General features: G+C 44.0%; 20 protein-coding genes and 1 other RNA gene. 7 read left to right on the forward strand and 14 right to left on the reverse strand.

Annotated features, from left to right (window positions below; all coding sequences use genetic code 11):
• Positions 1-96: 96 nt before the first annotated feature.
• The 4 genes from dolP to Xbud_RS11395 are packed head-to-tail and all read right to left on the reverse strand — an operon-like array spanning position 97 to position 3,625.
• Entirely contained in the window at positions 97-672 is a 576-nt protein-coding gene (gene dolP / locus Xbud_RS11380; RefSeq protein WP_099136176.1) for a division/outer membrane stress-associated lipid-binding lipoprotein, read from the reverse strand.
• A gap of 11 nt (positions 673-683) precedes the next feature.
• Positions 684-1,274: a DnaA initiator-associating protein DiaA gene (gene diaA, locus Xbud_RS11385; protein ID WP_099136177.1), complete on the reverse strand. Its 591-nt coding sequence runs from the start codon at positions 1,272-1,274 to the stop codon at positions 684-686.
• A gap of 30 nt (positions 1,275-1,304) precedes the next feature.
• On the reverse strand, positions 1,305-1,694 hold the full coding sequence (locus tag Xbud_RS11390) for a YraN family protein (RefSeq protein WP_099136178.1): 390 nt from the start codon (positions 1,692-1,694) through the stop codon (positions 1,305-1,307).
• 32 nt (positions 1,695-1,726) lie between these two features.
• The gene (locus Xbud_RS11395) at positions 1,727-3,625 is read right to left on the reverse strand and encodes a penicillin-binding protein activator (RefSeq protein ID WP_099136233.1); all 1,899 of its coding nucleotides are present in this window, start codon (positions 3,623-3,625) and stop codon (positions 1,727-1,729) included.
• Between the two features lie 63 nt (positions 3,626-3,688).
• Here Xbud_RS11395 and rsmI point away from each other — a divergent pair, with 63 nt between their 5' ends.
• Entirely contained in the window at positions 3,689-4,561 is an 873-nt protein-coding gene (rsmI, locus tag Xbud_RS11400; protein ID WP_099136179.1) for a 16S rRNA (cytidine(1402)-2'-O)-methyltransferase, read from the forward strand.
• Positions 4,562-4,621: 60 nt separating this feature from the next.
• Positions 4,622-5,018: RNase P RNA component class A (gene rnpB / locus Xbud_RS11405), an RNA gene on the forward strand.
• Between the two features lie 67 nt (positions 5,019-5,085).
• On the opposite strand, the gene Xbud_RS11410 is transcribed toward rnpB, so the two are convergent.
• Positions 5,086-5,799, reverse strand: coding sequence for a pirin family protein (locus Xbud_RS11410; protein WP_099136180.1), 714 nt, complete (start codon positions 5,797-5,799; stop codon positions 5,086-5,088).
• A 151-nt stretch (positions 5,800-5,950) separates the two neighbouring features.
• Between Xbud_RS11410 and Xbud_RS11415 the strand changes: the two genes are divergently transcribed.
• Positions 5,951-6,844 (forward strand): LysR family transcriptional regulator, encoded by an 894-nt coding sequence (locus Xbud_RS11415; protein ID WP_099136181.1) that lies wholly within the window; start codon positions 5,951-5,953, stop codon positions 6,842-6,844.
• 50 nt (positions 6,845-6,894) lie between these two features.
• Here the strand turns inward: Xbud_RS11415 and Xbud_RS11420 are convergent, their stop codons facing one another.
• The 5 genes from Xbud_RS11420 to Xbud_RS11440 form a co-directional block, all read right to left on the reverse strand.
• Positions 6,895-7,290, reverse strand: a complete 396-nt coding sequence (locus Xbud_RS11420) for a DoxX family protein (protein WP_099136182.1) — start codon at positions 7,288-7,290, stop codon at positions 6,895-6,897.
• Between the two features lie 183 nt (positions 7,291-7,473).
• A complete protein-coding gene (locus Xbud_RS11425) occupies positions 7,474-7,767 on the reverse strand; it encodes a YqjK-like family protein (protein ID WP_099136183.1) in 294 nt (97 codons plus the stop codon).
• Positions 7,760-8,158, reverse strand: coding sequence for a phage holin family protein (locus tag Xbud_RS11430; protein ID WP_099136184.1), 399 nt, complete (start codon positions 8,156-8,158; stop codon positions 7,760-7,762). Before Xbud_RS11430 ends, Xbud_RS11425 begins: the two co-directional genes overlap by 8 nt.
• Before the next feature lies 1 nt (position 8,159).
• Positions 8,160-8,465: an ElaB/YgaM/YqjD family protein gene (locus tag Xbud_RS11435; protein ID WP_099136185.1), complete on the reverse strand. Its 306-nt coding sequence runs from the start codon at positions 8,463-8,465 to the stop codon at positions 8,160-8,162.
• Positions 8,466-8,685: 220 nt separating this feature from the next.
• Positions 8,686-9,354 (reverse strand): DedA family protein, encoded by a 669-nt coding sequence (locus tag Xbud_RS11440; protein ID WP_099136186.1) that lies wholly within the window; start codon positions 9,352-9,354, stop codon positions 8,686-8,688.
• Positions 9,355-10,036: 682 nt separating this feature from the next.
• Here Xbud_RS11440 and sstT point away from each other — a divergent pair.
• Positions 10,037-11,281, forward strand: coding sequence for a serine/threonine transporter SstT (gene sstT, locus Xbud_RS11445; protein ID WP_099136187.1), 1,245 nt, complete (start codon positions 10,037-10,039; stop codon positions 11,279-11,281).
• 77 nt (positions 11,282-11,358) lie between these two features.
• Here the strand turns inward: sstT and Xbud_RS11450 are convergent, their stop codons facing one another.
• Positions 11,359-13,380 carry an oxidoreductase gene (locus Xbud_RS11450; protein WP_099136188.1) on the reverse strand — a complete coding sequence of 674 codons (2,022 nt, stop codon included), beginning with the start codon at positions 13,378-13,380 and terminating at the stop codon, positions 11,359-11,361.
• A 376-nt stretch (positions 13,381-13,756) separates the two neighbouring features.
• On the opposite strand from Xbud_RS11450, the gene Xbud_RS11455 reads away from it, so the two are divergent.
• On the forward strand, positions 13,757-14,353 hold the full coding sequence (locus Xbud_RS11455; RefSeq protein ID WP_099136234.1) for a GNAT family N-acetyltransferase: 597 nt from the start codon (positions 13,757-13,759) through the stop codon (positions 14,351-14,353).
• A gap of 32 nt (positions 14,354-14,385) precedes the next feature.
• Here the strand turns inward: Xbud_RS11455 and Xbud_RS11460 are convergent, their stop codons facing one another.
• The 3 genes from Xbud_RS11460 to Xbud_RS11470 form a co-directional block, all read right to left on the reverse strand.
• Positions 14,386-15,330, reverse strand: coding sequence for a VirK/YbjX family protein (locus tag Xbud_RS11460; protein WP_099136189.1), 945 nt, complete (start codon positions 15,328-15,330; stop codon positions 14,386-14,388).
• A 489-nt stretch (positions 15,331-15,819) separates the two neighbouring features.
• Positions 15,820-16,254, reverse strand: a complete 435-nt coding sequence (locus Xbud_RS11465; protein WP_099136190.1) for an acetyltransferase — start codon at positions 16,252-16,254, stop codon at positions 15,820-15,822.
• A 19-nt stretch (positions 16,255-16,273) separates the two neighbouring features.
• Positions 16,274-17,458, reverse strand: a complete 1,185-nt coding sequence (locus Xbud_RS11470) for an MFS transporter (RefSeq protein ID WP_099136191.1) — start codon at positions 17,456-17,458, stop codon at positions 16,274-16,276.
• Positions 17,459-17,971: 513 nt separating this feature from the next.
• Between Xbud_RS11470 and atzF the strand changes: the two genes are divergently transcribed.
• Together atzF and uca are read left to right on the forward strand one after the other, a co-directional pair.
• Positions 17,972-19,789 (forward strand): allophanate hydrolase, encoded by a 1,818-nt coding sequence (atzF, locus tag Xbud_RS11475; protein WP_099136235.1) that lies wholly within the window; start codon positions 17,972-17,974, stop codon positions 19,787-19,789.
• On the forward strand, positions 19,782-23,438 hold the full coding sequence (gene uca / locus Xbud_RS11480) for an urea carboxylase (RefSeq protein WP_099136192.1): 3,657 nt from the start codon (positions 19,782-19,784) through the stop codon (positions 23,436-23,438). Before atzF ends, uca begins: the two co-directional genes overlap by 8 nt.
• The last annotated feature ends 77 nt before the right edge of the window (positions 23,439-23,515 follow it).

Below are 23,515 nucleotides of genomic sequence, written 5' to 3' on the forward strand. Positions count from 1 at the left end.
TTTGTTTGGCAGAGTTTGTTAAAAAAACTAATTGTGACGTTTTACTGCTGATACCGTGATTTGTATCGTGTTAATCGCTACTTTCAATATTGAAATCTAATCAAGATAAGTGAACGCGGTGGTTACACGTTTAACCCCGTCAGTTTCACTGGCAATCTTCGCGGCATCAGCCCCTTCCTGCTTGGTAACAATGCCGAACAAAAAAACTTCGCCATTCTCAGTCACAATTTTAATATTTGATGACTTCACCGCATCACTGGTCAGAATTTTCGAACGTACTTTTGTCGTCAGCCAGGTATCTAAAGATGCAGTACTGAGTGCAACAGGATTACCTTGCCTGATTTCGTTGTAAACTACACTAACCCCTTCGACTTTTGATGCTATCTGTTTGGCCCGATCTGCCAGCTGCATGTCTGGGCTCTGGCCGGTTAATAGCACTTTGCCCTCATAAACTGTCGTAACGATACGAGCCCGGGACTTAATTTGTGGGTCTTTGCTGATGTCATTACTGATACGAGCTTCTAAAGTGGTATCATCAACTTGTTGCCCGACTGTACGGGGATCGGTGCCTGCTTTGGTTGCAATAGCAGCAGAGCCGATGATGGCAGCACCAATACATCCCTGCAATAACATTGCACTACAAAATACCAATAATAGAGAAAATAACCGCATTTTTTGGCTCCTTAGTCATCCTGATGAGGGAATAACGTATTGTCGATTAAGTCGCACAGACAGTTAATTGTCAGCATGTGCACTTCCTGAATTCTGACACTGTGATGGGAAGGGATACGGATTTCCACATCTTGTGGCCCCAACAATCCTGCCAGTTCACCGCCATCAAAACCCGTCAATGCAACAATAGTCATATCACGGGTGACAGCGGCTTCGACTGCTTTGATAATCGCCCGGTTGTTTCCATGTGTAGAGATAGCCAGCAGAACATCTCCGGTCTGCCCCAGTGCTCTGACTTGTTTAGCGTAGATCTCTTCTGGCTGTTTACTGCCGGCAATGGCAGTGATCACCACATTATCAGCATTCAGCGACAACGCTGGCAGACTTGGTCTCTCTGTCTCAAATCGGTTTATCATACTGGAGGCAAAACGTTGTGCTGTTGCGGCTGAGCCTCCATTGCCACAGCACAGGATCTTGTTACCATTCAGCAGTGACTGAACCATCATCATTGCGGCGCGGGATATCGCGTCGGGTAATGCCTCTGCTGCTGCGATTTGTGTTTGAATACTTTCGGTAAAGCAGACTTTAATTCTATCCAGCACGTTATGACCTATTTTATTGATCGAGTAAATTCAGAACCTATCAGATAGGTTTTCATTTAAATTGAAAGCATCTTTCAGCCATTCAAATTTTTGACCGGTAATTGCACAAACATCAAAGCGGCAGGCCGCAGTCTCAAAACATTCATCACGCTGGTAAAGCCAGAACGAAGCAGTGCGCAATATCTTTCTGCGCTTGCTTCGGGTAATTGTAGCAACGGCATCACCATATTGTGCATTTTGGCGGAAACGAACTTCGACAAAGACCCATGTTTGTTTATCACGCATGATCAGATCAATCTCCCCGCCACGAATTTTCACATTCTCTGCGACAAAGACAAGACCTTGTTGCTGCAAAAACTGTTTAACTTGCTGTTCATAATGGCATCCCTGCGCATAGCGATTATTTGGTTTTTTTTTCATCCTGAAATTACCGATCAAAAGAAAAAAGTAATTTATTGTACCGACGGTATGGCAATATTTTTGTTTGTATTCTGAACAGAAATATTGTCAATGGCAGAAGTACTGTCAGCGGAGTTATTTTCTGTCATGTGGCTCTCTACCATAACGCGTCCATTATTAAATTGCATCCATGGTAGCTGACGGGATATTGTACAACCCTCTGTGATGGAAAGCTCTCCGGATGCTCCATTCATATTGAACCCGATACCTTGTTGTAACTGAGCAAAATGATTGGCTAATGACCAGGCATCAATTCCCATCGCGTAAAGGCGCATAAGAGAATAATCATTACCAAATTTATTTGCGGCCTGTTTCATTAAGGGAATATTCGTTCCCGTCAATAACGGAACATCGCTGAATTGCATACCATCCATTTCCAGACGAAAATCTGGCCCCGCATCTGCTTTATTGCTACGTGAATTGGCATAAAGAGCGGGTTTTTCACGAGAGCTGATTGCCATATCAATCATTGGCTTGATCAGTGCTAATTCATCCGTTGTCGCAACAATGTAAACCGCATCAATTTGCTCACGGGAAGTGCTGGTAATAGCAATGGATAAGTTCTTATCAGCTTGTGGCTCGTCAATATCAGGAGTGGAAGTATTGACGGAAGCAGTACTGACAGAAATTGGTGTGCCAGATAAATGAATCCCAACGCCACGGTTCATGGATTGTCTCATCTCTGTTATTGTTCCGAAGGATTGCTGTAAAGCGTTGGAGCCGCCTAATTTCTGCCATTCGGCTGCAAAGGCTTTTGCCACTCGATCACCCAATGCAGTACGCGGTACTAACACCAATGGATTATGTTTCTGTTGATACCAGATATGCAGAGCAGCACTTTTAGCCTCATCTTCCGGTGACAGGGAGAAATAGCAGATATTGGGATTGAGTTGTGATGTATCTGGTTTATTAAGAGCCAGAATATTTAATGGTGTATTGATCTGGGCCAATTGCTCAACCTGAGGTTTCAGCAATGGGCCGACTACCAGTGTAACGCCATCCTGTTCAGCTTGTGCCAACAGATTAGCCAGAGGCTGGCTGCTGGTATCATAGATTTTCACAGGATGATCATTGACAGGAACCAGACTGATCGTAAATTGTGCTGCTGTACTGGTATTGCCGGAATTATTTTCAGGATTTTCGGTATCAGCATTTGCCATATCTGTTCCTGCTATATCTCTGATAGTATCACCCGTTGTTGTATTATTGGTGTCTCCGATATCGGAAGCACTGGTATTAACGGAATTAACATTGGCAGAATCAGTTGCATTCACAGGCATTTCGGGTTGTGGCAAGCCTTTTTGTGCATCAAGGAAGCCTTGGCGGATCGCCTCACCAAATGCTTTTGCCTGGCCACTCAGAGGCAGAAATAGCCCTATGCTGGCCTGACGATTTGTGGGGGTAAATAGCATTTGGTGCAGGGCAGCAGGTAAACTCCGAGTAGCGGGGTTATCCGGGTAGCGAATTTGCCAGTCACGAATGGCAGAACGTAGTTTATCCTGATCCTGTTTATTGGTCTGGTAAGCATTTAGCAGATCTAACCATCCCTGAAGCGTATATTCATTGGCATTAATTACCAGTTCGCTCAGTTGTTGTGAAGTCAGATGCGTCAGTACCTGCCATGTATCATCAATGTTTTTCTGGCGTGCGGCTTCATTTGCTGCATGTGGCTCCAGCGCAATATAAGCACGGATGACATCCAGAGAAGGCTGGTTATCAGCAGCATCAATAATAGCTTGATAGCGGTTAATCTCTGCGCTGATCTTGTCTTGTGGCTCAGAAGGTGGTTGCCCTTGTGGTTTAGGCGTGGTACACCCTGCAATAATCATAGTCGTCAGCAGTGCTGAGCAGACTAAACCAGTTTTGAAACGCACAAAAATTGAGGGAAGCATACTGTATCCAGTGATGTTTTTTTCAAAGATGCTCAATTTTAAATCGGTCATTCGGATGAAATAATGAATCAACCTAATCGAGCAGTGGTTACGACATCTACGCTGTATGTTGTGCCAACCCCTATTGGAAATCTGGGGGATATCACTCAGCGTGCACTTGAAGTTCTTAAACATGTCGATCTGATTGCAGCCGAAGATACGCGACACACTGGCTTATTGCTTCAGCATTTTGCCATTAATGCGCGCATGTTCGCACTTCATGATCATAATGAACAGCAGAAAGCAGATCAATTAATTGAGAAATTGCAGCAAGGTCTGAGTATTGCTCTTGTCTCTGATGCCGGAACACCGTTGATCAACGATCCGGGGTATCACGTTGTCCGTCGCTGCCGTGAAGCTGGTATTAATGTTGTCCCATTGCCGGGGCCTTGTGCAGCAATTACGGCATTGTCTGCTGCAGGGCTGCCTTCTGATCGTTTTTGTTACGAAGGTTTTTTGCCGGCAAAAAGTAAAGGACGCCGGGATGTATTACGCGATTTGGCGCAGGAACCACGGACATTGATCTTCTATGAGTCCACACATCGCTTGTTGGACAGTTTAGAAGATATTGTCGCAGTATGGGGCGCAGATCGTTATGTGGTATTGGCGCGAGAGTTGACAAAAACGTGGGAATCTATTCAGGGAATGCCTGCTGGAGAGTTGCTGGCATGGATCAGAGAAGATGAAACCCGCCGGCGGGGAGAAATGGTGCTGATTGTTGAAGGATATCGCAAACCAGCAGATAATAGTCTCCCTCCAGAAGCGTTGCGGACATTGGCATTACTACAAAAAGAGTTACCGCTGAAAAAGGCTGCGGCACTGGCGGCAGACATTCATGGCGTGAAGAAAAATGCCTTATACCGTTATGCTCTTGAACAAACCGAGGAAAGCACATGAGAATAGCGGGAACATGAAAACCCCTATACATCAGGTGATAAACCCCTTATAATCCGCGCCGGAGTTGGCTAGACAGTCGCTGCTTTACTGTTTCTTTCGGGAGTCTCTTTCGGAAGAAAGTTGTAAAGGGGAGGAAAGTCCGGGCTCCACAGGGCAGGGTGCCAGATAACGTCTGGGAGGTGAAAGCCTACGACCAGTGCAACAGAGAGCAAACCGCCGATGGCTCAGTTTTGTAAGAAACTGAGATCAGGTAAGGGTGAAAGGGTGCGGTAAGAGCGCACCGTGCGGCTGGTAACAGTCCGTGGCATGGTAAACTCCACCCGGAGCAAGACCAAATAGGGGTTCATATGGTACGGCCCGTACCGAACCCGGGTAGGTTGCTTGAGCCAGCGCGTAAGTTCTGGCCTAGATGAATGATTGTCCACGACAGAACCCGGCTTATCGGCCGACTCCACAGATTCAGCCCTATAGAGCATCTGCTTTATAGGGCTTATTCATTTCAGCAGATAATTCAGGCAGAAATATTAACTTCCCAAATCGATTAGCAAGCCCTGAAATGAAGAGATTGCCCGCAGACGCAGTCGTGGCTCGTCTTGAATAAATATCCCATCCCCACATTTGATATTCACATTAGACTGGTTATTGGTCTGGCTCTGAGCATGAATCTCAACATTACCACTGATAGATTGCAGATAAGCATGTCTCCCTTGCAAAGACATTGTCCGGGTGTCATTAGTTCGCAGCATAAGAGAACTTATCCAGACTGATTGGCGCAGGCACATACTGTTTTTTTCGGCTGTGGGTGAGGCTAACAGAGTTAGAGGATGCTTAGATAACACTCTACGCTGCACGGATTGTGGTGCCTGATGTGGATTGGCATTAAGCCAGAGTTGCAGGCGGTTCAGCGGTACTTTATCACTGATATTGTGCTCACTGTAGCGCAGATCCTGACGGGTAGAGAATAACAGGCACTCTCCTTGACGGGCCTGAATATAGTTTCCGGCACTGTCACGGTACTCGGCTTCTCCTTGCAGGATAAGATTCAGAATATCGACATGAGGATAAGCCTTTGGCTTGAATTCTGCTTTTGGGGCAAGGATCTCCTGATTAAGTACCCGAAGTGCTCCATAGTTCAAAAAATTTGGGTCAAAATAGTGGCCGAATGAAAAAGTATAACGGGCTTTCAACCAACCATAATCGGCTTTCCCGCATTGATTTGCTGTTCTGGTTATTATCATGACGACTATCTCTTTGCTATACGTCTGCCATATATTTATTTGTTATATACCTATTGCATTTGATCTTAATTATCTGGACGTTGAAATGTTAGCCAGTTAATCTGTTCTCTATATTCAAATTTATTGATTGAGAGCTATATGGGTAAAGAACATGGGGAAAGAACGAGCGCTTACACTGGAATCTTTGCGGGTGATGGATGCGATAGACCGGAGAGGAAGTTTTGCCGCAGCAGCGGATGAATTGGGGCGGGTGCCTTCTGCATTAAGTTATACCATGCAGAAACTGGAAGAAGAGCTGGATGTGGTGTTGTTTGACCGCTCCGGGCATCGTACAAAGTTTACTAATGTCGGCAGAATGTTGCTTGATCGGGGCAGGCTATTGCTTGAAGTGGCGGACAAACTTACGGCAGATGCACAAGCGCTTGCCCGTGGTTGGGAAACTCATCTGATTGTTGTCTGTGAAGCGTTGTTTCCCGTTGAGTCATTATTTCCTCTTGTGGACAGGCTGGCAAATAAAGCGAATACTCAGCTTTCATTAATAACTGAGGTGTTGGCTGGTGCCTGGGAACGGCTGGAATCTGGTCATGCAGATATTGTGATTGCACCAGATATTCATTTCAGGGCATCTGCGGAAACCAATTCACGAACACTTTATTCCATCAAAAACGTCTATGTTGCCAGTGTGGATCATCCTATTCACCTTGAACCGGAACCTTTATCTGATGCCACACGGGTTAAGTACCGTGGGATAGCAGTGGCTGATACAGCAAGGGAGCGCCCGGTACTGACAATTCAACTTTTGGATAAGCAACCACGCCTAACGGTCAGTTCACTGGAAGATAAAAGACGGGCTTTGTTGGCGGGGCTGGGAGTTGCAACGATGCCATATCCGATGGTGGAGAACGATATTGCAGAAGGGCGTCTGCGGGTTATTGGTTCGGAATATATCCATGAAACCAACATTATTATGGCATGGAGGCGTGACAGGATGGGGGAAGCTAAAGCCTGGTGTCTGCGGGAAATCCCCAAATTATTTGTGAAATAAATAACCAGAAAGCCCCTTGCCTGCAAGGGGCTTTTTGTAATAGCAGGCAATTACCAGTTCTTATTCAGTACACGGTCAATACTGAATTTGCCTGGCCCCATCATTGCCAGCATGAGATAACCAGCACCGATAGCGAAATTCTTCAGGAACATAGTCTGGTTCATGCCATCTGAAAAATCATAGTGGAACAGAATTGCAGTCAGAATACAGAAAATAAAAGTAAACGCTGCTGTAGTGCGGGTCAGCAGTCCTAACAACACCGCAATTCCGCCCCCGAGTTCAAGTAAGATAGTGAGTGGCAGTAGAATTCCAGGAACCTTCATTGCCTCCATGAATTCCTGCGTCCCTGCGTAAGCACTCCCTAATTTTCCATAACCTGCAATAATAAACAGAACTGACATTAAAATACGCGCCACTAATAAGCCGCTATCTTCAAATTTTTTCATGAACATCTCCAGATATGTGTTCTAAGGAGCACAATTAGCTAATATTTTCTTGATGGAGAGTATTCTAAGGAGAGGTATTACGGGTTGATAGTAAGGAATATTAACAGTTTAGTGCAATTTTTTTGAAGAAATAACCTAATGTACGTAAAGGGATTTGAAGAAGAATAAGAACAATAGAAATAATTAACGTCCATTCAATATATTGCGTAGAGTGTTAATGTACGTCCAAAAACCAACCAGGCGGCGTGACCAGCGATAAAGTTTTCTGGGATGACGAATACCATAGAGCAGTAATATACCGCTACCAATAGCAAAATAAGGTTTGAAAGACAGTATTATCTGCCAGCTATGATCGTAAGAGCGGGTGATGGTAAGCCAGTGCTGGCCATAAGCTGAGAGAGATTGTCGTTGCTGCTGAATTTTTTGTAATAATGCCTGCTTTCGCCGTTCTCGCTGCTGACGCTGTGATTTATTCATGGTCATTCTCCAACATTTTGCGATCTATCCTGAGTTGCTCACGAGTTGCATTAAGAAAAGTCAGCTGGCGGGATTTCCTAATAGTCCAAATTGTGCCAAGCACGGCGAGAAGCAGCAGAGTTCCTGCGGCAATGGCTATGACTGTAGCCTGGTAGGCCGGATCGACAGTCAGAAAGACCAGTATCAACAGACATATTATGCCAAGGGTTGCAAATAGCAGCGTGAACCCTACCAGCAACAAGAATTGTACCAGTGTGGCTGCACCCTCTTCCAACTCAACGGCTGCAAGCTGAATACGAGTCTCAACCATACCGACAACCAGAGTTACCACCCGCTGTAAGGTATTAACTATCCCTTTCCTTGAGCCTTGTGAATGGGATGATTGGGTCATTTCAGCGTTTTGCCAGTAACACGCCCAATACGATACCCACGGCGGCACCGATACCTACGCTAGTCCAGGGGTTGTCACGGACATAACTGTCTGCACAGCCTGCTATTTCTTTTGTCTGATCTGCCAGTTTATCACTGGCATCACTAAGGGCTGTGCGGGCATCTTTCACCATTTTTTCTGCTTTGCTACGTAATTTTTCTAACTCAGCTTTGGACTTATCCTCGGAGCTGTTTAGAACTTCTTCCAATGTATCCGCAAGGGATTGCAATTCAGCACGTAATTCTTCAGAGTTTTTCATCTGTGGCATAGAACTCTCCTCATATATACGGTGGATGAATTTCTACCATAGACGTTTTTATGCGGAGTTTAAAGTCTGAATGGTGAAAAATTGTCATCTAATATGGCAGATTAATCCTAAATGATTATCAAGAATAGCTGGAGAAAACCCCTGTAACAAAGTCCCTGTAACAAGTTACTTGCTGCAATGCTACAGGGAAATGTGAAGGTTAGAATTATTGAATTTGGAATTATTGAATAGAGTTATTTGTGCGTTTCTTACGCCAGATAAACGTCAGGCTGCCAATTAAGCCAATAAGTAACAGAGCTACGGGTAATAACACCAGAAAATTCATAAAATATTGTTCGTACTGGCGGAATAAAGGGCTTTTACCGAGAGCATAGCCCAGCGTTGTTAGGATAGTTACCCATAAGAAACCACTTAGCCAGTTGAATACCTGAAAACGTGCGTTGTTCAATCCTGCAAGACCTGCCAATGTAGGCAGCAATGTCCTGACAAACGCAAGAAAACGACCAATTAGCAGGGCTGATAGCCCATGACGGTGGAACAGGTTATGTGCGCGTTGATGATAATGTGAAGGAAGATGTGACAGCCAGCCCCGGACTAATTTGGTATTACCAAGCCACCTTCCCTGAAGGTAACCTACCCAACAGCCGAGGCTTGCACCAGCAGTAAGGATGACTAACGTGGTGGGAAACGACATTGCATCTTGGGCTATCAGGACGCCAACCAGTATGAGCAAGCTGTCACCTGGCAAAAATGCTGCGGGTAACACGCCATTTTCCAGAAACAGGATTATGAAGAGCAGGAGGTAGATCGCCCATACCAAAGACGGGTTAGCGAGTGTTTCATAATCTTGGTGCCAAAGTGCATAAATGAGGTTTGTTACAATTTCCATCAAATGTTCCTAAAACGCGGGTTAAGGATTACATCTTACTTTTATGGTGTATTTATGGTGTATTTCTATTGGATAGCAAGTAAATACAAATCATTATATTAAGATTATCAATAAAGTGCCTTTAAACTCCTTTCAAAAGGCATTAATAAGTGACAGCGACACTCTAACAAAATCGTCAGTAGTGAAACAGAAAATTTTGGTGATCAATTGAACATTCATACGGGGGTGGAAATAAAATCATCCAGATATATCAATTGATTAATTGTTTTATCAGGTTTTCACAAAACCGCACTATTTACTTATTTACTCTCCCATCTGCCTGAATTTCCTATTTTTCCAGATACAAAATCCATCGTTTATTGGCTGATCGCGATATTAATCCATCAATAATATTGGAGATAATACATATCACAGTTATTGTCTCAAAAACTAATTATTCATTTAACTATTTGAATTAAAATAAAAACTTTAGTTTTTTGTTTTTCTTTTTATTTCGTCAATGTCTGATCAAACAGTGAATCTGTCGTTTTGATCACACAAATGTGACTATTTTGTTATCAATTGTTGAGCTGATTGTATATTTTTATTAATTATTCTTTTTAGTTCTCTGTACTTTTCTATACTGGAAAAGCAAACACAAAAACAACAGGCTTATTAAGCCTAAATATCAAATGGATAGATTATGGAAAAACAACAAAAAGGCTTTGTGCAATATATTGTACAAGGAAGCCTCGTCACACAAATTATTATCGGATTAGTTGCAGGGGTATTATTGGCATGGGCAATGCCTTCTGCCGCGCAATCAGTCAGTCTATTGGGAACACTCTTTATTGGTGCTTTAAAAGCTGTCGCACCAGTCCTGGTGTGGGTTCTGGTTATGTCTTCTATTGCGAACCATAAAAAAGGCCAGAAAACCAATATCCGACCGATTTTGATTCTCTATATTGCCGGAACTTTCTTCTCAGCAGTGGTAGCTGTTATCGGCAGCATACTATTTCCATCGACACTAATCCTGGCGACTAATGATGCTCAGATGTCACCACCAGAAAATATTGTTGAAGTGCTAAGAGGAGTGTTGCTCAACGTCGTTGCTAACCCGATTGACGCGATATTGAAAGGTAATTATGTTGGTATCCTGGCATGGTCGATTGGTCTGGGTATCGCGTTACGCCATGCAAAGGAATCAACTAAATCAATGGCGCAGGATCTGGCCGAAGCCGTGACTCAGGTTGTTCGTGTTGTTATTCGTCTGGCTCCCCTTGGTATTTTCGGTCTGGTTGCCTCTACTATTGCCACAACAGGATTTGAAGCGTTGCTTGGCTATGCACAATTGTTGGTTGTACTACTGGGTTGTATGATTGTTGTTGCACTGGTTATTAACCCATTGATTGTCTATTGGAAAATACGCCGTAACCCTTATCCTTTAGTCTTTGCTTGCTTACGTGAAAGTGGAGTAACTGCGTTCTTTACCCGTAGCTCAGCAGCCAATATTCCGGTTAACATGGCAATGTGCCGTCGTATGAATCTGGATGAGGATACTTATTCTGTCTCAATTCCTTTGGGGGCAACGATCAATATGGGTGGTGCTGCTGTAACCATTACCGTATTGACGCTGGCAGCGGTAAATACCCTGGGCATAGCTGTTGATATCCCAATGGCAATACTGTTAAGTGTAGTCTCAGCAATTGCAGCATGTGGCGCATCAGGTGTGGCGGGTGGATCACTATTGTTGATCCCGTTGGCATGTAGCATGTTCGGTATCTCCAATGAGATTGCTATGCAGGTTGTGGCAGTAGGTTTGATTATTGGTGTATTGCAGGATTCGGCTGAAACGGGACTGAATTCCTCAACAGATGTACTCTTTACGGCTGCGGTGTGTCAGGCAGAAGATGCAAGACAAGCATCGGAACAGTTAGCACGGCGCTAATGAGTCGCAGAAATAAAACGGTGATAATGAACCGCCCGTTTGTTATCACCGTTCCTCTATTAGCTTTTTATTTTTTACTAAATCTTAATTGCCAGTCGGGTTCCCTGATCAATTGCCCTGCGGGCATCCAATTCGGCGGCGACATCGGCTCCGCCAATCAAATGTACGTTTTTACCCATTGCTTGCAGAGGTTGATAAAGTTCTTTCAATGGTTCTTGACCTGCACAGATAATTACATTATCCACCTCAAGGCATTGTTGCTCACCATTGCGCAGGATATGCAGCCCTTGATCATCAATTTTCAGGTATTGCACACTGTTCAACATAGTGACCCCCCGCATCAGCAAGCTAGCCCGGTGAACCCAACCAGTAGTTTTACCCAAACCTTCCCCAACTTTGGAGTCCTTGCGCTGTAACAGATAGATTTTTCGTGGTGAGAGTTCCATGTGTGCACCTTCTGGCTGTAATCCACCACGATGGGAAAGAGTCTGATCGATTCCCCATTCTTGACTGAATGCGTGGCTGCTCAGGCTGCTGCTTTGTCCGCTTTGGCTCAGATATTCCGCCGTATCAAAGCCAATACCGCCAGCACCGATAATGGCGACACATGGGCCAACATCGCGTTTATGCTTTAATACATCCAGATAAGTCAGCACTTTTTCATGATCAATACCATCAATATTCGGTGTCCGTGGCGTGATGCCGGTGGCAATGACCACTTCTTCAAACGAAGCAAGCTGGTCTGTCGTTGCGGTATGATTCAGTCTTACATCAACACCATTCAGTGCCAATTGACGCTCAAAGTAGCGCAGTGTTTCATGGAATTCTTCTTTGCCGGGAATTTGTTTAGCAATATTAAACTGCCCGCCAATTTTATTTTCTCGTTCAAATAACGTGACATGGTGCCCACGACTGGCGGCAGTGACCGCGAAGGATAAGCCAGCCGGTCCGGCACCAATCACTGCGATAGTTTTTGGTTGTTTTACAGGCTCGACAATAAATTCTGTTTCATGGCAGGCGCGTGGATTCACCAGACATGAAGTCAGTTTCCCGACAAATATTCTGTCCAGACACGCCTGATTGCAGCCAATACAAGTGTTGATTTCATCTGCGCGGTTCTGTTCGGCTTTTAAAATAAACTCAGCATCTGCCAGGAAAGGGCGAGCCATAGAAATCATATCTGCGCAGCCCTCACTTAGGATTTGCTCCGCAACATGGGGATCATTGATGCGATTCGTTGTGATCAAGGGAATACTGACTTTCCCCATCAGCTTTTTGGTTACCCAACTAAATCCGGCTCTGGGCACCATTGTGGCGATTGTTGGAATACGGGCTTCATGCCAGCCGATACCAGTATTGATGATGGAAGCACCGGCTTGTTCAATCTCCAGCGCTAATTGTTCGATTTCTTGCCAACTGGAGCCATCTTCCACTAAATCCAGCATGGAAAGGCGATAGATAATAATGAACTGTTTTCCGACAATAGCGTGTACTGCTTTGACAATTTCCACGGCAAAACGCATACGATTTTCAAAACTGCCTCCCCATTTGTCCTGACGATGATTAGTACGGGCAACCAGAAACTGATTGATGAGATAACCTTCTGAACCCATGATTTCAACGCCATCATAACCGGCCTGTTGTGCGAGCTGAGCGCAACGAGCAAAGTCCCTGATAGTCTGTTGGATATCCTCTTCGGACATTTCTTTAGGCATAAAGGGGTTAATTGGTGCCTGAAGGACTGAAGGAGCAACGAGGTTTTTCTGGTAGCTATAACGCCCGGTATGCAAGATTTGCAGGGCAATCTTACCGCCAGCCTGATGCACTGAATCTGTAATGATCCTATGATGGGGCAAAGCATCTTCACTATTTAGAATGCTTGCTCCTGCTGCAACAACGCCCTGCGGATTGGGGGAGATACCGCCTGTGACAATCAATGCCACACCAGCAGCAGCCCGCTCTGCATAGAATTGGGCCAATCGTCTGGCTCCATTAGGATGTTCTTCAAGTCCTGTGTGCATGGAGCCCATCAAGACACGGTTTTTTAAGGTAGTAAAGCCTAAATCCAGCGGGGTAAACAGATGAGGGTAATTGCTCATTACATTCTCCATCGAATAATTTGGCGACTCACACAGTATTATTGTTTTCAATATGACTTAGCTGTTAGCTAAGTGGTCGGATGAGATTGGTATCAAATTTAGAGGGTTCCAGCCCGATTGGAATCACTTTGTTAATTGATTGTGACAGGTATCATGAAATCAGCTATACCCAACAGATTTCAAGATACAATCAACAAAGTAGTAACTTGAAAAACGAAGGTTATATCAACAAAAAATATTTCGTTGTAATTTAATGGTTATTTAAGATAATGATAATTTTCTTAGTTATTCTGCATTGAATGGAAAGTAGTTTTTCTATAGAGATCAGTAATACAAAGGTAGTCGCAGATAAGAAATAAATAAGGACAGTAACATGATGCAAAACATAACCGAATGGATCACTCTGACCGGAAAGTATGTCACTTTAATACCTTTAACGCAGGAACGATATGATGAATTCGCGCGTGCCATTGAAGATGGGCAATTACATCAATTGTGGTATACCAATGTACCAGCTCCGGATGGAGTACAAGCAGAAATTGAGCGTCGTTTAGCTCTCCATGCGCAGGGAAAGATGTTGCCTTTTACCGTTATTGATAACCAAAGGAATGTGGCAATTGGAATGACGACCTATATGAATATCGATGCCAATCTTCCCAGGCTGGAGATTGGCTCGACATGGTATGCAAAATCAGTCCAGCGTACGCCTGTTAATACGGAAGCAAAATTCCTGTTACTGGAGTATGCGTTTGAAACAATGGATTGTGTTGCTGTGGAATTCAGAACCCACTTCCTGAATCATCAGAGTCGCAGGGCAATTGAGCGTTTGGGCGCAAAATTGGATGGTATTCTGCGTTGCCATTTACGAACAAGGGATGGTTCAATGCGGGACACTTGCGTATATAGCATTCTTCGTAGCGAGTGGCCTGCCATAAAAAACCATCTTATCTGGCTAATGGCGAAGCCCCGCTAAGCATCACATCAGGAACGACTTCCTAATGATGGCTAATTAGTGAGAGAAGCTTTGATATGGCTATCTAAATCATCCAGTAGTTGATAACGGCGACGGTATTCCGCGCGTTTCTTACTGGGGATTTCATCCAGTGATTTTCTTTCGATATTAGATGGCAGATGGAAATCATTATTTTCTTTCCTGATGCCATTCAGAGACTCCCAAAAAGCATTATAATCCGCTACCATCAGGTGCTTTTTCTTATGCCAGTAGCGGATACTACGATAGATATGTGTTTCATTGCTGACAGCTAAGATTTGTTCGCAATTCGCATGTTCAGCAAAACGACAAATAGATTCGATTAATAAACGCTTAGGAAACAGGCCGTAACACTCTTTAGTTGCATTACGGATAACATCCAGAGAATTATCCCTTTTGGCTGGGCCTTGTAAGACACCGATAAACAATGTTTGTTTACCATTAACAGTTAATAAAGTGAATGCACATTTTGCCAAAGTGACATTTTTTTCTGTAGTCATATATAGAGCAAGTTCACCTTCTTTATTCAGGTTGTCTAAAGAATCTATATATACATTAAATGATTCATTTTTCCCCTGGATAGTTGCCAGTAAATAAGCATTAGTATTAAATATTTTATTAATAACAGTGGGTGCTAACTGTTGAAATAAAATTCTATAATGCTCACTGAGTGCACCGACAATCTGATTACGCTTGAAATTAATACTCAGATATGGGCGATGTAATTTACAAGGTAAGCTAGGCTGTTTCTTTAAAATGTCCAGATAAATTGGAGTATTAGCAATTCTGTCCAGTAGTTTAAGTGTGGAGATAGGTGTAAAAATGCTACGTAAAGCGAACTTTGCGCGATAACTGGATGAGTCCCAATATACTCCGGGAGAGACACGCTTTCCGATAAGATCAGTAAACAGCTTCACGCCTGAATATGTTGTAGTTTTAGATTGTTGTAGACATTTCATTGATTGTAAAATCCAAAATAATAGACAGCGCCTTATTTTACCATTTTTCTATTGGATATATCAAAATGTATTAAAAACAGATTAATTTAACTTTACTATTTTGGTTTTTATGTGAATTTTAATCTTTCTATTTTGTCAGTATTGCCTTGTTTTGTTTTTTGTTTAATGAATATTGAATAAGTTAATTCGTTAGCTACAACATTATATTTTTATTTTTTCCTTATTTGCTGGTGATATATAGTGTTATATTCATAATCAAATCTATTTTGATAAACGATTACCTGTGAAATACCTATTAAATATCATTTCAAGTAATAGTTTATTTGGAAGAAACTTTTTTATGAGAATATATACTCTTGGGATTTCAAGATGCAGAGCAATGACAAGGGGAGAAATCCCCAGAAACATAGAAACTATGTAATTGGGGAATTATGTAATTGGGGGAAATAGTGTCAGAAAAGACACAACTTAAAGAACAGGGTACAGGTGTTAAGCAAGTTTCATATGTAGCAACGGGAATGGATTTCCTTGCCCATCAATCTCTGAGCGGGAAACAGTTTTAAACCCCATATGCTGGTAGAAGCCGATACCTTGTTGATTTTGTTCGTTCACATCCAGTTCATCAATCTGTAATTCGCTGATTGCAAACGTTAACAACATTTTGCCAATCCCTTTGCCGCGTGTTTGCGGTGACACAAATAGCATTTCAACTCGATTTTGATCAACACCGATAAAACCTACAGTGACGTGTTGTTCATTCACCGCCTTATATACGACCAGATTGGGTAAGTAATTGTTTTGGATTGATGGACGTAATTCGTCGATCATACCCTGAGGCAGAAAATTATGAGTCGCCCGTACAGAGGCTTCCCAAATCTGGATAAGTGTCGCGAAATCGTCTTCGGTGGCTTTTTGTATCTGCATTAAATACTTCTACATTAATTTAACTTGCTAATACACGGTTTTTGCGGCAAAGACCTGCCAGCAGCATATAAACCGCAGTGGTCAGTAAAACAAGGAAGAAGAAGTTCATTAATCCATTGTTTTGCATAGTTCCACTGTGTTGAATTGCATTGTGTTGGAACATAAAACTTCCTGCTCCTAATGGGCCGATCGCAGAGCCGATGCTATAACTTAACAGCATAACTTGGGTTGCTGCGACAATATAGGATGAATCAAGTTTGTCACAAGCAAGTGTGATGGCAAGTGGGTAGAGGGCAAAAGAAGACATCCCTAAAAGTGCTAGTGCCACGATCATGATAAGGTAACTTTCAGAAAGATAAGTCATACCTATAGCGAATACGCCGAGTAGTGAAGCCATTGCTAATAATAGTGTTTTACTCATTATGATAGACAGTTTGCTGATGATCGGCTGAATTATCATTCCACCCAGAATAATTGCTGCCATTAATATCCCAACCTGTTCAGTATTAAATTTACTTTGGCTTAATGATAGCGGCATCAGACCGTAGATAGTTCCCATCACAATCCCAGATGTCATACAGCCGACAATTGCAGGCTTACTGAACCGGGTGATTTTTTTCAGCGATAAGCGTTGGTGATTAAGTATCGGTGGCTGTCCATGACGTACAAATAACGGGGGCAGAGTGGCAATCAATAGCAGAGCCAGAATAGCTGCAAAAGGTATTATTCCCTGCGTACCAATAAAACCGATGCCCAGCTGACCGAGTGTTGTACCACCATAGAGTGATGTCATATAAAGACCCAGACGCCTGGCGCGCTCTTTGGGGCTATCGCCAATCAATAACCAAGATTCAACCACCACAAAAATACCGGCAACGGCAATTCCCGCTATACAACGAACAAGCAGCCAGATCTCTTTATTGGGAAAAAAAGGTAATACCATAACCGTTGCAGCTAAAAGCAATAAAAAACTTACAAATGAAAAACGGTGTCCTATTTTGGCAATAACAGGTTCAATCATTATTGAGCCTATTAATAAACCTACGTAATAAGCACTGGCTAACCAGCTAGCATAGCCCGTATCAATGCTGAAACCTGCCATTGATAATGGGATTAAGCTCATCAAGTAACCAGAAGCAATCGCAAATACAGTCAAGCCCGCGACAGGTACAAATGCACTGTTATTTTTGCGCAGCAGTTTCACTACTGTCGTCTCCACATAAAAAATCAGCCAGATATGCGCTGCTTCTCATCAAGATCTTGCCGAATGGCAGTAAAGATATATGCCAAGGACTGGAATATATCTTGGTGATTTAAGCAGTAGATAATTTGCTCAAGAGTTTTGAGTTGTGCGGACTATAGCCCTTTCTATCAGATAGATACAATGAGAAAAACTAATACTGATGAATGAAAAGATTTATGAATAAAGGGGATGATAAATGGTTCTATGTCTTGGATGATATCGACAGAATTAATTTAGAATACACTTAGAAAAGCTCAAAAAAACGCAAACTGAAGTAGCCATGTTCTAATTTTTTATCGTTAATAGCCTGAACTAAAAATAAGCACCATTATCGTTCAACGTATGAACCATTATTGTGCAAATTGTTGCTTGCTAACACACTTGTTCAAGCTAATCGTTTGAATGTTAGCACATATATTATTTGGCATGCGTATTGCTGTGAAACTCCAATCATACCAATTGGAGTTTCACAGTATGGCAACAATAACAGGTTATACCTTAAGAGATTGGCAAGACTGGATACGACAAAATGCAGCATTCATTTCTGCATTATTGCAACAGCATCTGGATTCTTTTTTGCCTGATGATAATGCCTGGATCTATCTTGCGACTCCAGCGCAATTACAAATTCAGATTGACCAACTTCTACCTGCTTATCAGCGCAATCCTGACGCATTTCCCTTGTTTGGCATTCCGTTTGCTGTTAAGGACAACATTGATGTTGCTGATTGGCCGACCACTGCTGCTTGTCCGGCCTTTAAATATATCGCTGACGATGACGCTACTGCGGTTGCCAGATTAAAAGCGGCAGGAGCAATCGTCGTGGGAAAAACAAATCTGGATCAATTTGCTACCGGATTAGTCGGAACCCGTTCGCCTTTTGGTGCAGTAAAAAACAGTTTCAATGCAAGTTATGTCAGCGGAGGTTCCAGCTCTGGCTCTGCATCTGTAGTCGCCAGAGGATTGGTGCCATTTGCACTTGGAACAGATACCGCAGGCTCTGGGCGGGTGCCTGCGAGTTTCAATAATATTGTTGGCTTAAAACCGACCAAGGGCTGGCTTTCTGGAAAAGGCGTTGTACCTGCTTGTCGGCTCAACGATACCTTATCTGTTTTTGCTTTGACCGTGGAAGATGCTTTCAATATTGCCAGTCTTGCAGGTGGATTTGACAAAAATGATGCTTATTCCCGCATTAACCCGGCTTCTGCCCCTGCAACATTACCGGATAATCCCCTCTTTGCCATCCCTGAAAATCCTACATTTTGTAATGACTCCATTGCCGAAGCCGCATGGCTGGATGCCTTGAACGAGCTGCAAGCCATCGGCGTCACACTGCACTCCATTGACTTCTCAGCATTCAAACAACTGGCTGAACAACTCTATCAGGGAGCATGGATTGCTGAACGCACGGCTGTAGTTGGTGAAATGCTAAATTTCCCGGAAAAAATGGACCCTGTGGTACACCAAATTATAGCCAGTGGTGGGAATTATAGTGCTATTGAAGCATTTAAGGCGGAGTATCTGCGGGCAAAATTGGCACGGGAGATCCAACTGACGCTGACTAAGTTTGATGCTCTTGTCGTTCCGACCACGCCTACAATCAGAACCATTGAAGAAATTAAACAGGAACCGATTCGCTATAACTCAGAATTTGGCACTTATACCAATTTTACCAATCTGGCAGATCTCTCCGCACTTGCTTTACCTGCACCTTTCCGGGCTGATGGGCTGCCAGCAGGTATTACCTTACTCGCGCCTGCGTGGCATGATCGTGCACTTGCATCATTCGGGCTCCGTTGGCAACAGCACCTTACATTGCCTCTAGGGGCATTGCCTATTGAAAAAACAGGAAAAACATTTGTTGGAGATGGAGCAGAATTATCGCAGTCGGAGCAGCATATTCGTGTAGCGGTGGTTGGTGCCCATCTTCGGAGCATGCCATTGAATTACCAATTAATTAGTCGTAAGGCCGTATTTGTTGAAACCACTCAGACAGCCAGTTGTTATCAGCTTTATGCGCTCGCCAACACCCAACCTGCTAAACCCGGATTAGTGCGTAGTGCTGAAGGTGCTGCGATAAGTATTGAGCTTTGGGATATCCCACTGGCCTATTTTGGTGCATTTGTTGCTGAAGTTCCTCCTCCACTTGGTATCGGTTCACTGGAATTAGCAGATGGCAGATGGGTAAAAGGTTTTATCTGTGAACCGACAGCACTGAATGGTGCAACTGATATCACTGAATTTGGCGGCTGGCGTAATTGGATCATCAGTCAGGAGGCGACAGATGTTTAAGACCGTATTGATTGCTAACCGTGGTGAAATTGCCTGCCGTGCGATCCGCACTCTGAAACGCCTTGGTATTGTTAGTGTGGTGGTGTATTCAGATGCAGATAAAAACTCGCAACATGTCAAAGCAGCAGATATTGCATTGCCGCTAAATGGGGAAAAAGCCTGTGAGAGTTACTTGTGCATCAATAAAATTATTGATGCTGCGCAACAAAGTAGTGCAGAAGCCATCTGGCCGGGGTATGGATTTCTGTCTGAAAGTGTGTTGTTTGCAGAAGCGTGTGAAAAAGCAGGTATCGTCTTTGTTGGCCCGACATCGCAGCAAATTGCCGAATTTGGTCTGAAACATCGGGCTCGTGAATTGGCCGCAGAAGCGGGTGTACCGATGACACTGGGAACGGGGCTGCTTAACTCACTGGATGAAGCACTCAGTGCGGCTGAGGTTATCGGATATCCCGTCATGTTAAAAAGTACAGCCGGTGGTGGAGGTATTGGCCTTAGCCACTGTGACGATGCCAATGAACTGCGTCAGGCATGGGAGAGTGTACGTCATCTTGGGGAACAGTTTTTCAGTGATGCTGGCGTATTTCTGGAACGATGTATCAGGCAGGCTCGTCATATTGAAGTACAGATATTTGGTGACGGCAAAGGCAACGTAGTGGCACTGGGCGAGCGTGATTGTTCTTTGCAGCGTCGCAATCAAAAGGTGGTGGAGGAAGCACCAGCTCCTAACCTGTCAGAACAAACCCGCACTAAGTTACTGGCTTCCGCAGTACAACTGGGCAAGTTAGTTAATTATCGCAGTGCAGGTACGGTAGAGTACATTTACGATGTTGAACAGGATGAGTTCTATTTCCTTGAAGTCAATACCCGCCTGCAAGTTGAACATCCTGTGACTGAGTGTGTAACCGGACTCGATTTAGTGGAATGTATGTTACGGGTTGCTGCTGATCTGCCAATCAATTGGCAGTATCTAAACCGCGCACCAGTCGGTACTGCGATTGAAGTTCGCCTGTATGCAGAAAATCCGTTGAAGAATTTTCAGCCCAGTCCAGGCGTACTGACGGAAGTTAAATTTCCTGATGATGTAGATATTGAGGGTATACGCATTGATAGCGGTGTGAGTACGGGCAGTGAAGTTTCTGCATTTTATGATCCGATGATTGCCAAAATGATCGTTCATGGAGAAAACCGTGATAAGACACTGAACAAACTGCGAGAGGCATTAGATTGTTGCCAATTGCACGGTATTACCACCAATCTGGAATACCTGCGTCAGATTACAGCCAGTGAACCATTCCAAAAAGGGCAGGTCTGGACTCGAATGCTCGATAATTTTGTGCCACACGCAAATGTTATTGAGGTTTTGCAACCAGGAACCTGGAGCAGTATTCAGGATTATCCCGGTCGATTGGGGTATTGGGATATAGGTGTACCACCATCCGGCCCGATGGATGACTTTGCTTTCCGACTGGCTAATCGTATTGTCGGTAATCATGCATCTGCCGCCGGGTTGGAGCTTACGTTAGAGGGGCCAACGTTACGGTTTCATTGCGACGCGTTAGTTGCACTGACCGGAGCAGACTGTCCGGCTCTGTTAGACGGGAAAGCAGTGCCTTATTGGCAGCCACTGTATGTCAAAACCGGGCAAGTTCTGGCGCTTGGTCGAACACAATCTGGCTGCCGGACCTACCTTGCTGTCAGAAATGGTTTTAATGTGCCTTGCTACCTTGGAAGCCGCTCCACCTTTGTGCTTGGGCAATTTGGCGGGCATGCTGGGCGTACCTTAAAAATTGCCGATATGCTTCCGATCTCACAACCGTCATTACCTGCCTGTACAACACCAGCACCTGTAAGCGCCCCACAAGCACTTGACCCCGCGTTGATCCCCGTCTATGGCGAAACATGGCATATCGGGGTACTTCATGGGCCGCATGGTGCGCCTGATTTTTTTGCACAGGACTGCATGGATGAATTTTTATCCAGTGAATGGCAGGTACATTACAACTCGAATCGTTTAGGTGTGCGCTTGATTGGCCCGAAGCCTGTCTGGGCTCGTCCTGATGGAGGTGAAGCGGGTTTACATCCTTCGAATATTCATGATTGTGAGTACGCCATAGGTTCTATCAATTTTACCGGGGACTTTCCTGTGATCCTTACCCGTGACGGGCCTAGCCTTGGCGGCTTTGTTTGTCCGGTTACTATAGCCAAAGCTGAACTGTGGAAAGTCGGACAGGTAAAACCGGGGGATCGCATTCGGTTCTATTCCATTACTATTGAGGAAGCTATCACTCTGGAAGAAAAGCAAAATCGTGCCATTACTACTCTGAAATCAGTCCCGTTATCCAATCAAACAGTAGTATCAGACACACCGCTATCAGTATCTGAAGAGGAAAGGTCTGGCGCTGTACTGGCGGCAATTTCTGCCACTGATTCTACGCCAGCCGTTGTTTATCGTCAGGCGGGTGACAGCTATATTTTGATTGAATATGGCGAGAATGTTCTGGATCTGGCATTACGTCTGCGAATCCACCTACTGATGGATAAACTACATGATTTAGCAGAGGCGGGGATCAAAGAGATTGCTCCGGGTGTACGCTCCCTGCAAATTCGTTATGACAATCGGCAAATTGATCAGCAGAGACTTGTGGCTTTATTGCTGTCTTTGGAGAAGCAACTTGGTGATGTCAGTACGATGAAAGTACCATCACGCATTATACACTTACCGATGGCATTTGAAGACAGCGCAACGCTTGGTGCTGTAGGTCGTTATCAGGATACTGTGCGTACCCGTGCGCCTTGGTTACCTAATAACATTGATTTTATTCAGCGTATTAATGGACTGCCGGATAGAGAAACCGTACGCCATATTATATTCGATGCCAGTTACCTGATCCTTGGTCTGGGAGATGTATACCTAGGGGCACCGTGCGCGGTTCCGATCGATCCCAGACATCGCTTGTTAAGTTCGAAATACAATCCGGCACGAACCTTTACCGCAGAAGGAACCGTGGGTATTGGTGGTATGTACATGTGTGTATATGGCATGGATTCCCCAGGCGGTTATCAGCTGGTGGGACGAACTTTGCCTATTTGGAACAAGTTTTTGAAAAACGAACAGTTTGCTAAAGATAAACCGTGGTTGCTGCGTTTTTTCGATCAAATACGTTTCTATCCTGTCAGTGAGCAAGAGCTAGAGCAGTTGCGCGAAGATTTTCGAGAAGGACGTACCGCTATCCGTATTGAAGAAACTCAGTTTGACTTTGCCGAACACCTGCGATTTTTGCAAGAAAATGCGGAAGATATTGCCTGTTTCAAACAACGACAGGCAGTGGCTTTCGAAACAGAGATAAAACATTGGCAACAGGAGGAGGAAAGTTCTGTTCTGAATATTGAGGAACAACCTCAAAGGGCTGATATCAATGAAGGTGGAATACAAGTCAATGCGGATATGAATGGAAATATCTGGAAGATATTAGTCAAACCCGGTGATGAAGTGACAGAAAGGCAGCCGCTGATCATTGTAGAAGCTATGAAGATGGAGCTAGTTATTTATGCACCACAATCTGGGCGGGTAAAGCGTATCAGTTGCCAGCCGGGGCGTTCAGTCAGTCCCGGTGATGCGTTGTTGTGGCTGGAATTGGAGAGCATCTAATGTATCAGTGATATCACATACTTCTATTAAATAAGACCACACCCGTTTGGGGTAAAATACGCAACAAGTTAAAATCT

Source organism: Xenorhabdus budapestensis, from assembly GCF_002632465.1.
Classification (GTDB): Bacteria; Pseudomonadota; Gammaproteobacteria; order Enterobacterales; family Enterobacteriaceae; genus Xenorhabdus; species Xenorhabdus budapestensis.

Coding starts and splice junctions, on each gene's coding strand:
- dolP (WP_099136176.1), bottom strand. CDS start 672: ATGCGGTTATTTTCTCTATTATTGGTATTTTGTAGTGCAATGTTATTG.
- Xbud_RS11390 (WP_099136178.1), bottom strand. CDS start 1,694: ATGAAAAAAAAACCAAATAATCGCTATGCGCAGGGATGCCATTATGAA.
- Xbud_RS11395 (WP_099136233.1), bottom strand. CDS start 3,625: ATGCTTCCCTCAATTTTTGTGCGTTTCAAAACTGGTTTAGTCTGCTCA.
- rsmI (WP_099136179.1), top strand. CDS start 3,689: ATGAATCAACCTAATCGAGCAGTGGTTACGACATCTACGCTGTATGTT.
- Xbud_RS11410 (WP_099136180.1), bottom strand. CDS start 5,799: ATGATAATAACCAGAACAGCAAATCAATGCGGGAAAGCCGATTATGGT.
- Xbud_RS11415 (WP_099136181.1), top strand. CDS start 5,951: ATGGGGAAAGAACGAGCGCTTACACTGGAATCTTTGCGGGTGATGGAT.
- Xbud_RS11420 (WP_099136182.1), bottom strand. CDS start 7,290: ATGAAAAAATTTGAAGATAGCGGCTTATTAGTGGCGCGTATTTTAATG.
- Xbud_RS11425 (WP_099136183.1), bottom strand. CDS start 7,767: ATGAATAAATCACAGCGTCAGCAGCGAGAACGGCGAAAGCAGGCATTA.
- Xbud_RS11430 (WP_099136184.1), bottom strand. CDS start 8,158: ATGACCCAATCATCCCATTCACAAGGCTCAAGGAAAGGGATAGTTAAT.
- Xbud_RS11435 (WP_099136185.1), bottom strand. CDS start 8,465: ATGCCACAGATGAAAAACTCTGAAGAATTACGTGCTGAATTGCAATCC.
- Xbud_RS11440 (WP_099136186.1), bottom strand. CDS start 9,354: ATGGAAATTGTAACAAACCTCATTTATGCACTTTGGCACCAAGATTAT.
- sstT (WP_099136187.1), top strand. CDS start 10,037: ATGGAAAAACAACAAAAAGGCTTTGTGCAATATATTGTACAAGGAAGC.
- Xbud_RS11450 (WP_099136188.1), bottom strand. CDS start 13,380: ATGAGCAATTACCCTCATCTGTTTACCCCGCTGGATTTAGGCTTTACT.
- Xbud_RS11455 (WP_099136234.1), top strand. CDS start 13,757: ATGCAAAACATAACCGAATGGATCACTCTGACCGGAAAGTATGTCACT.
- Xbud_RS11460 (WP_099136189.1), bottom strand. CDS start 15,330: ATGAAATGTCTACAACAATCTAAAACTACAACATATTCAGGCGTGAAG.
- Xbud_RS11465 (WP_099136190.1), bottom strand. CDS start 16,254: ATGCAGATACAAAAAGCCACCGAAGACGATTTCGCGACACTTATCCAG.
- atzF (WP_099136235.1), top strand. CDS start 17,972: ATGGCAACAATAACAGGTTATACCTTAAGAGATTGGCAAGACTGGATA.
- uca (WP_099136192.1), top strand. CDS start 19,782: ATGTTTAAGACCGTATTGATTGCTAACCGTGGTGAAATTGCCTGCCGT.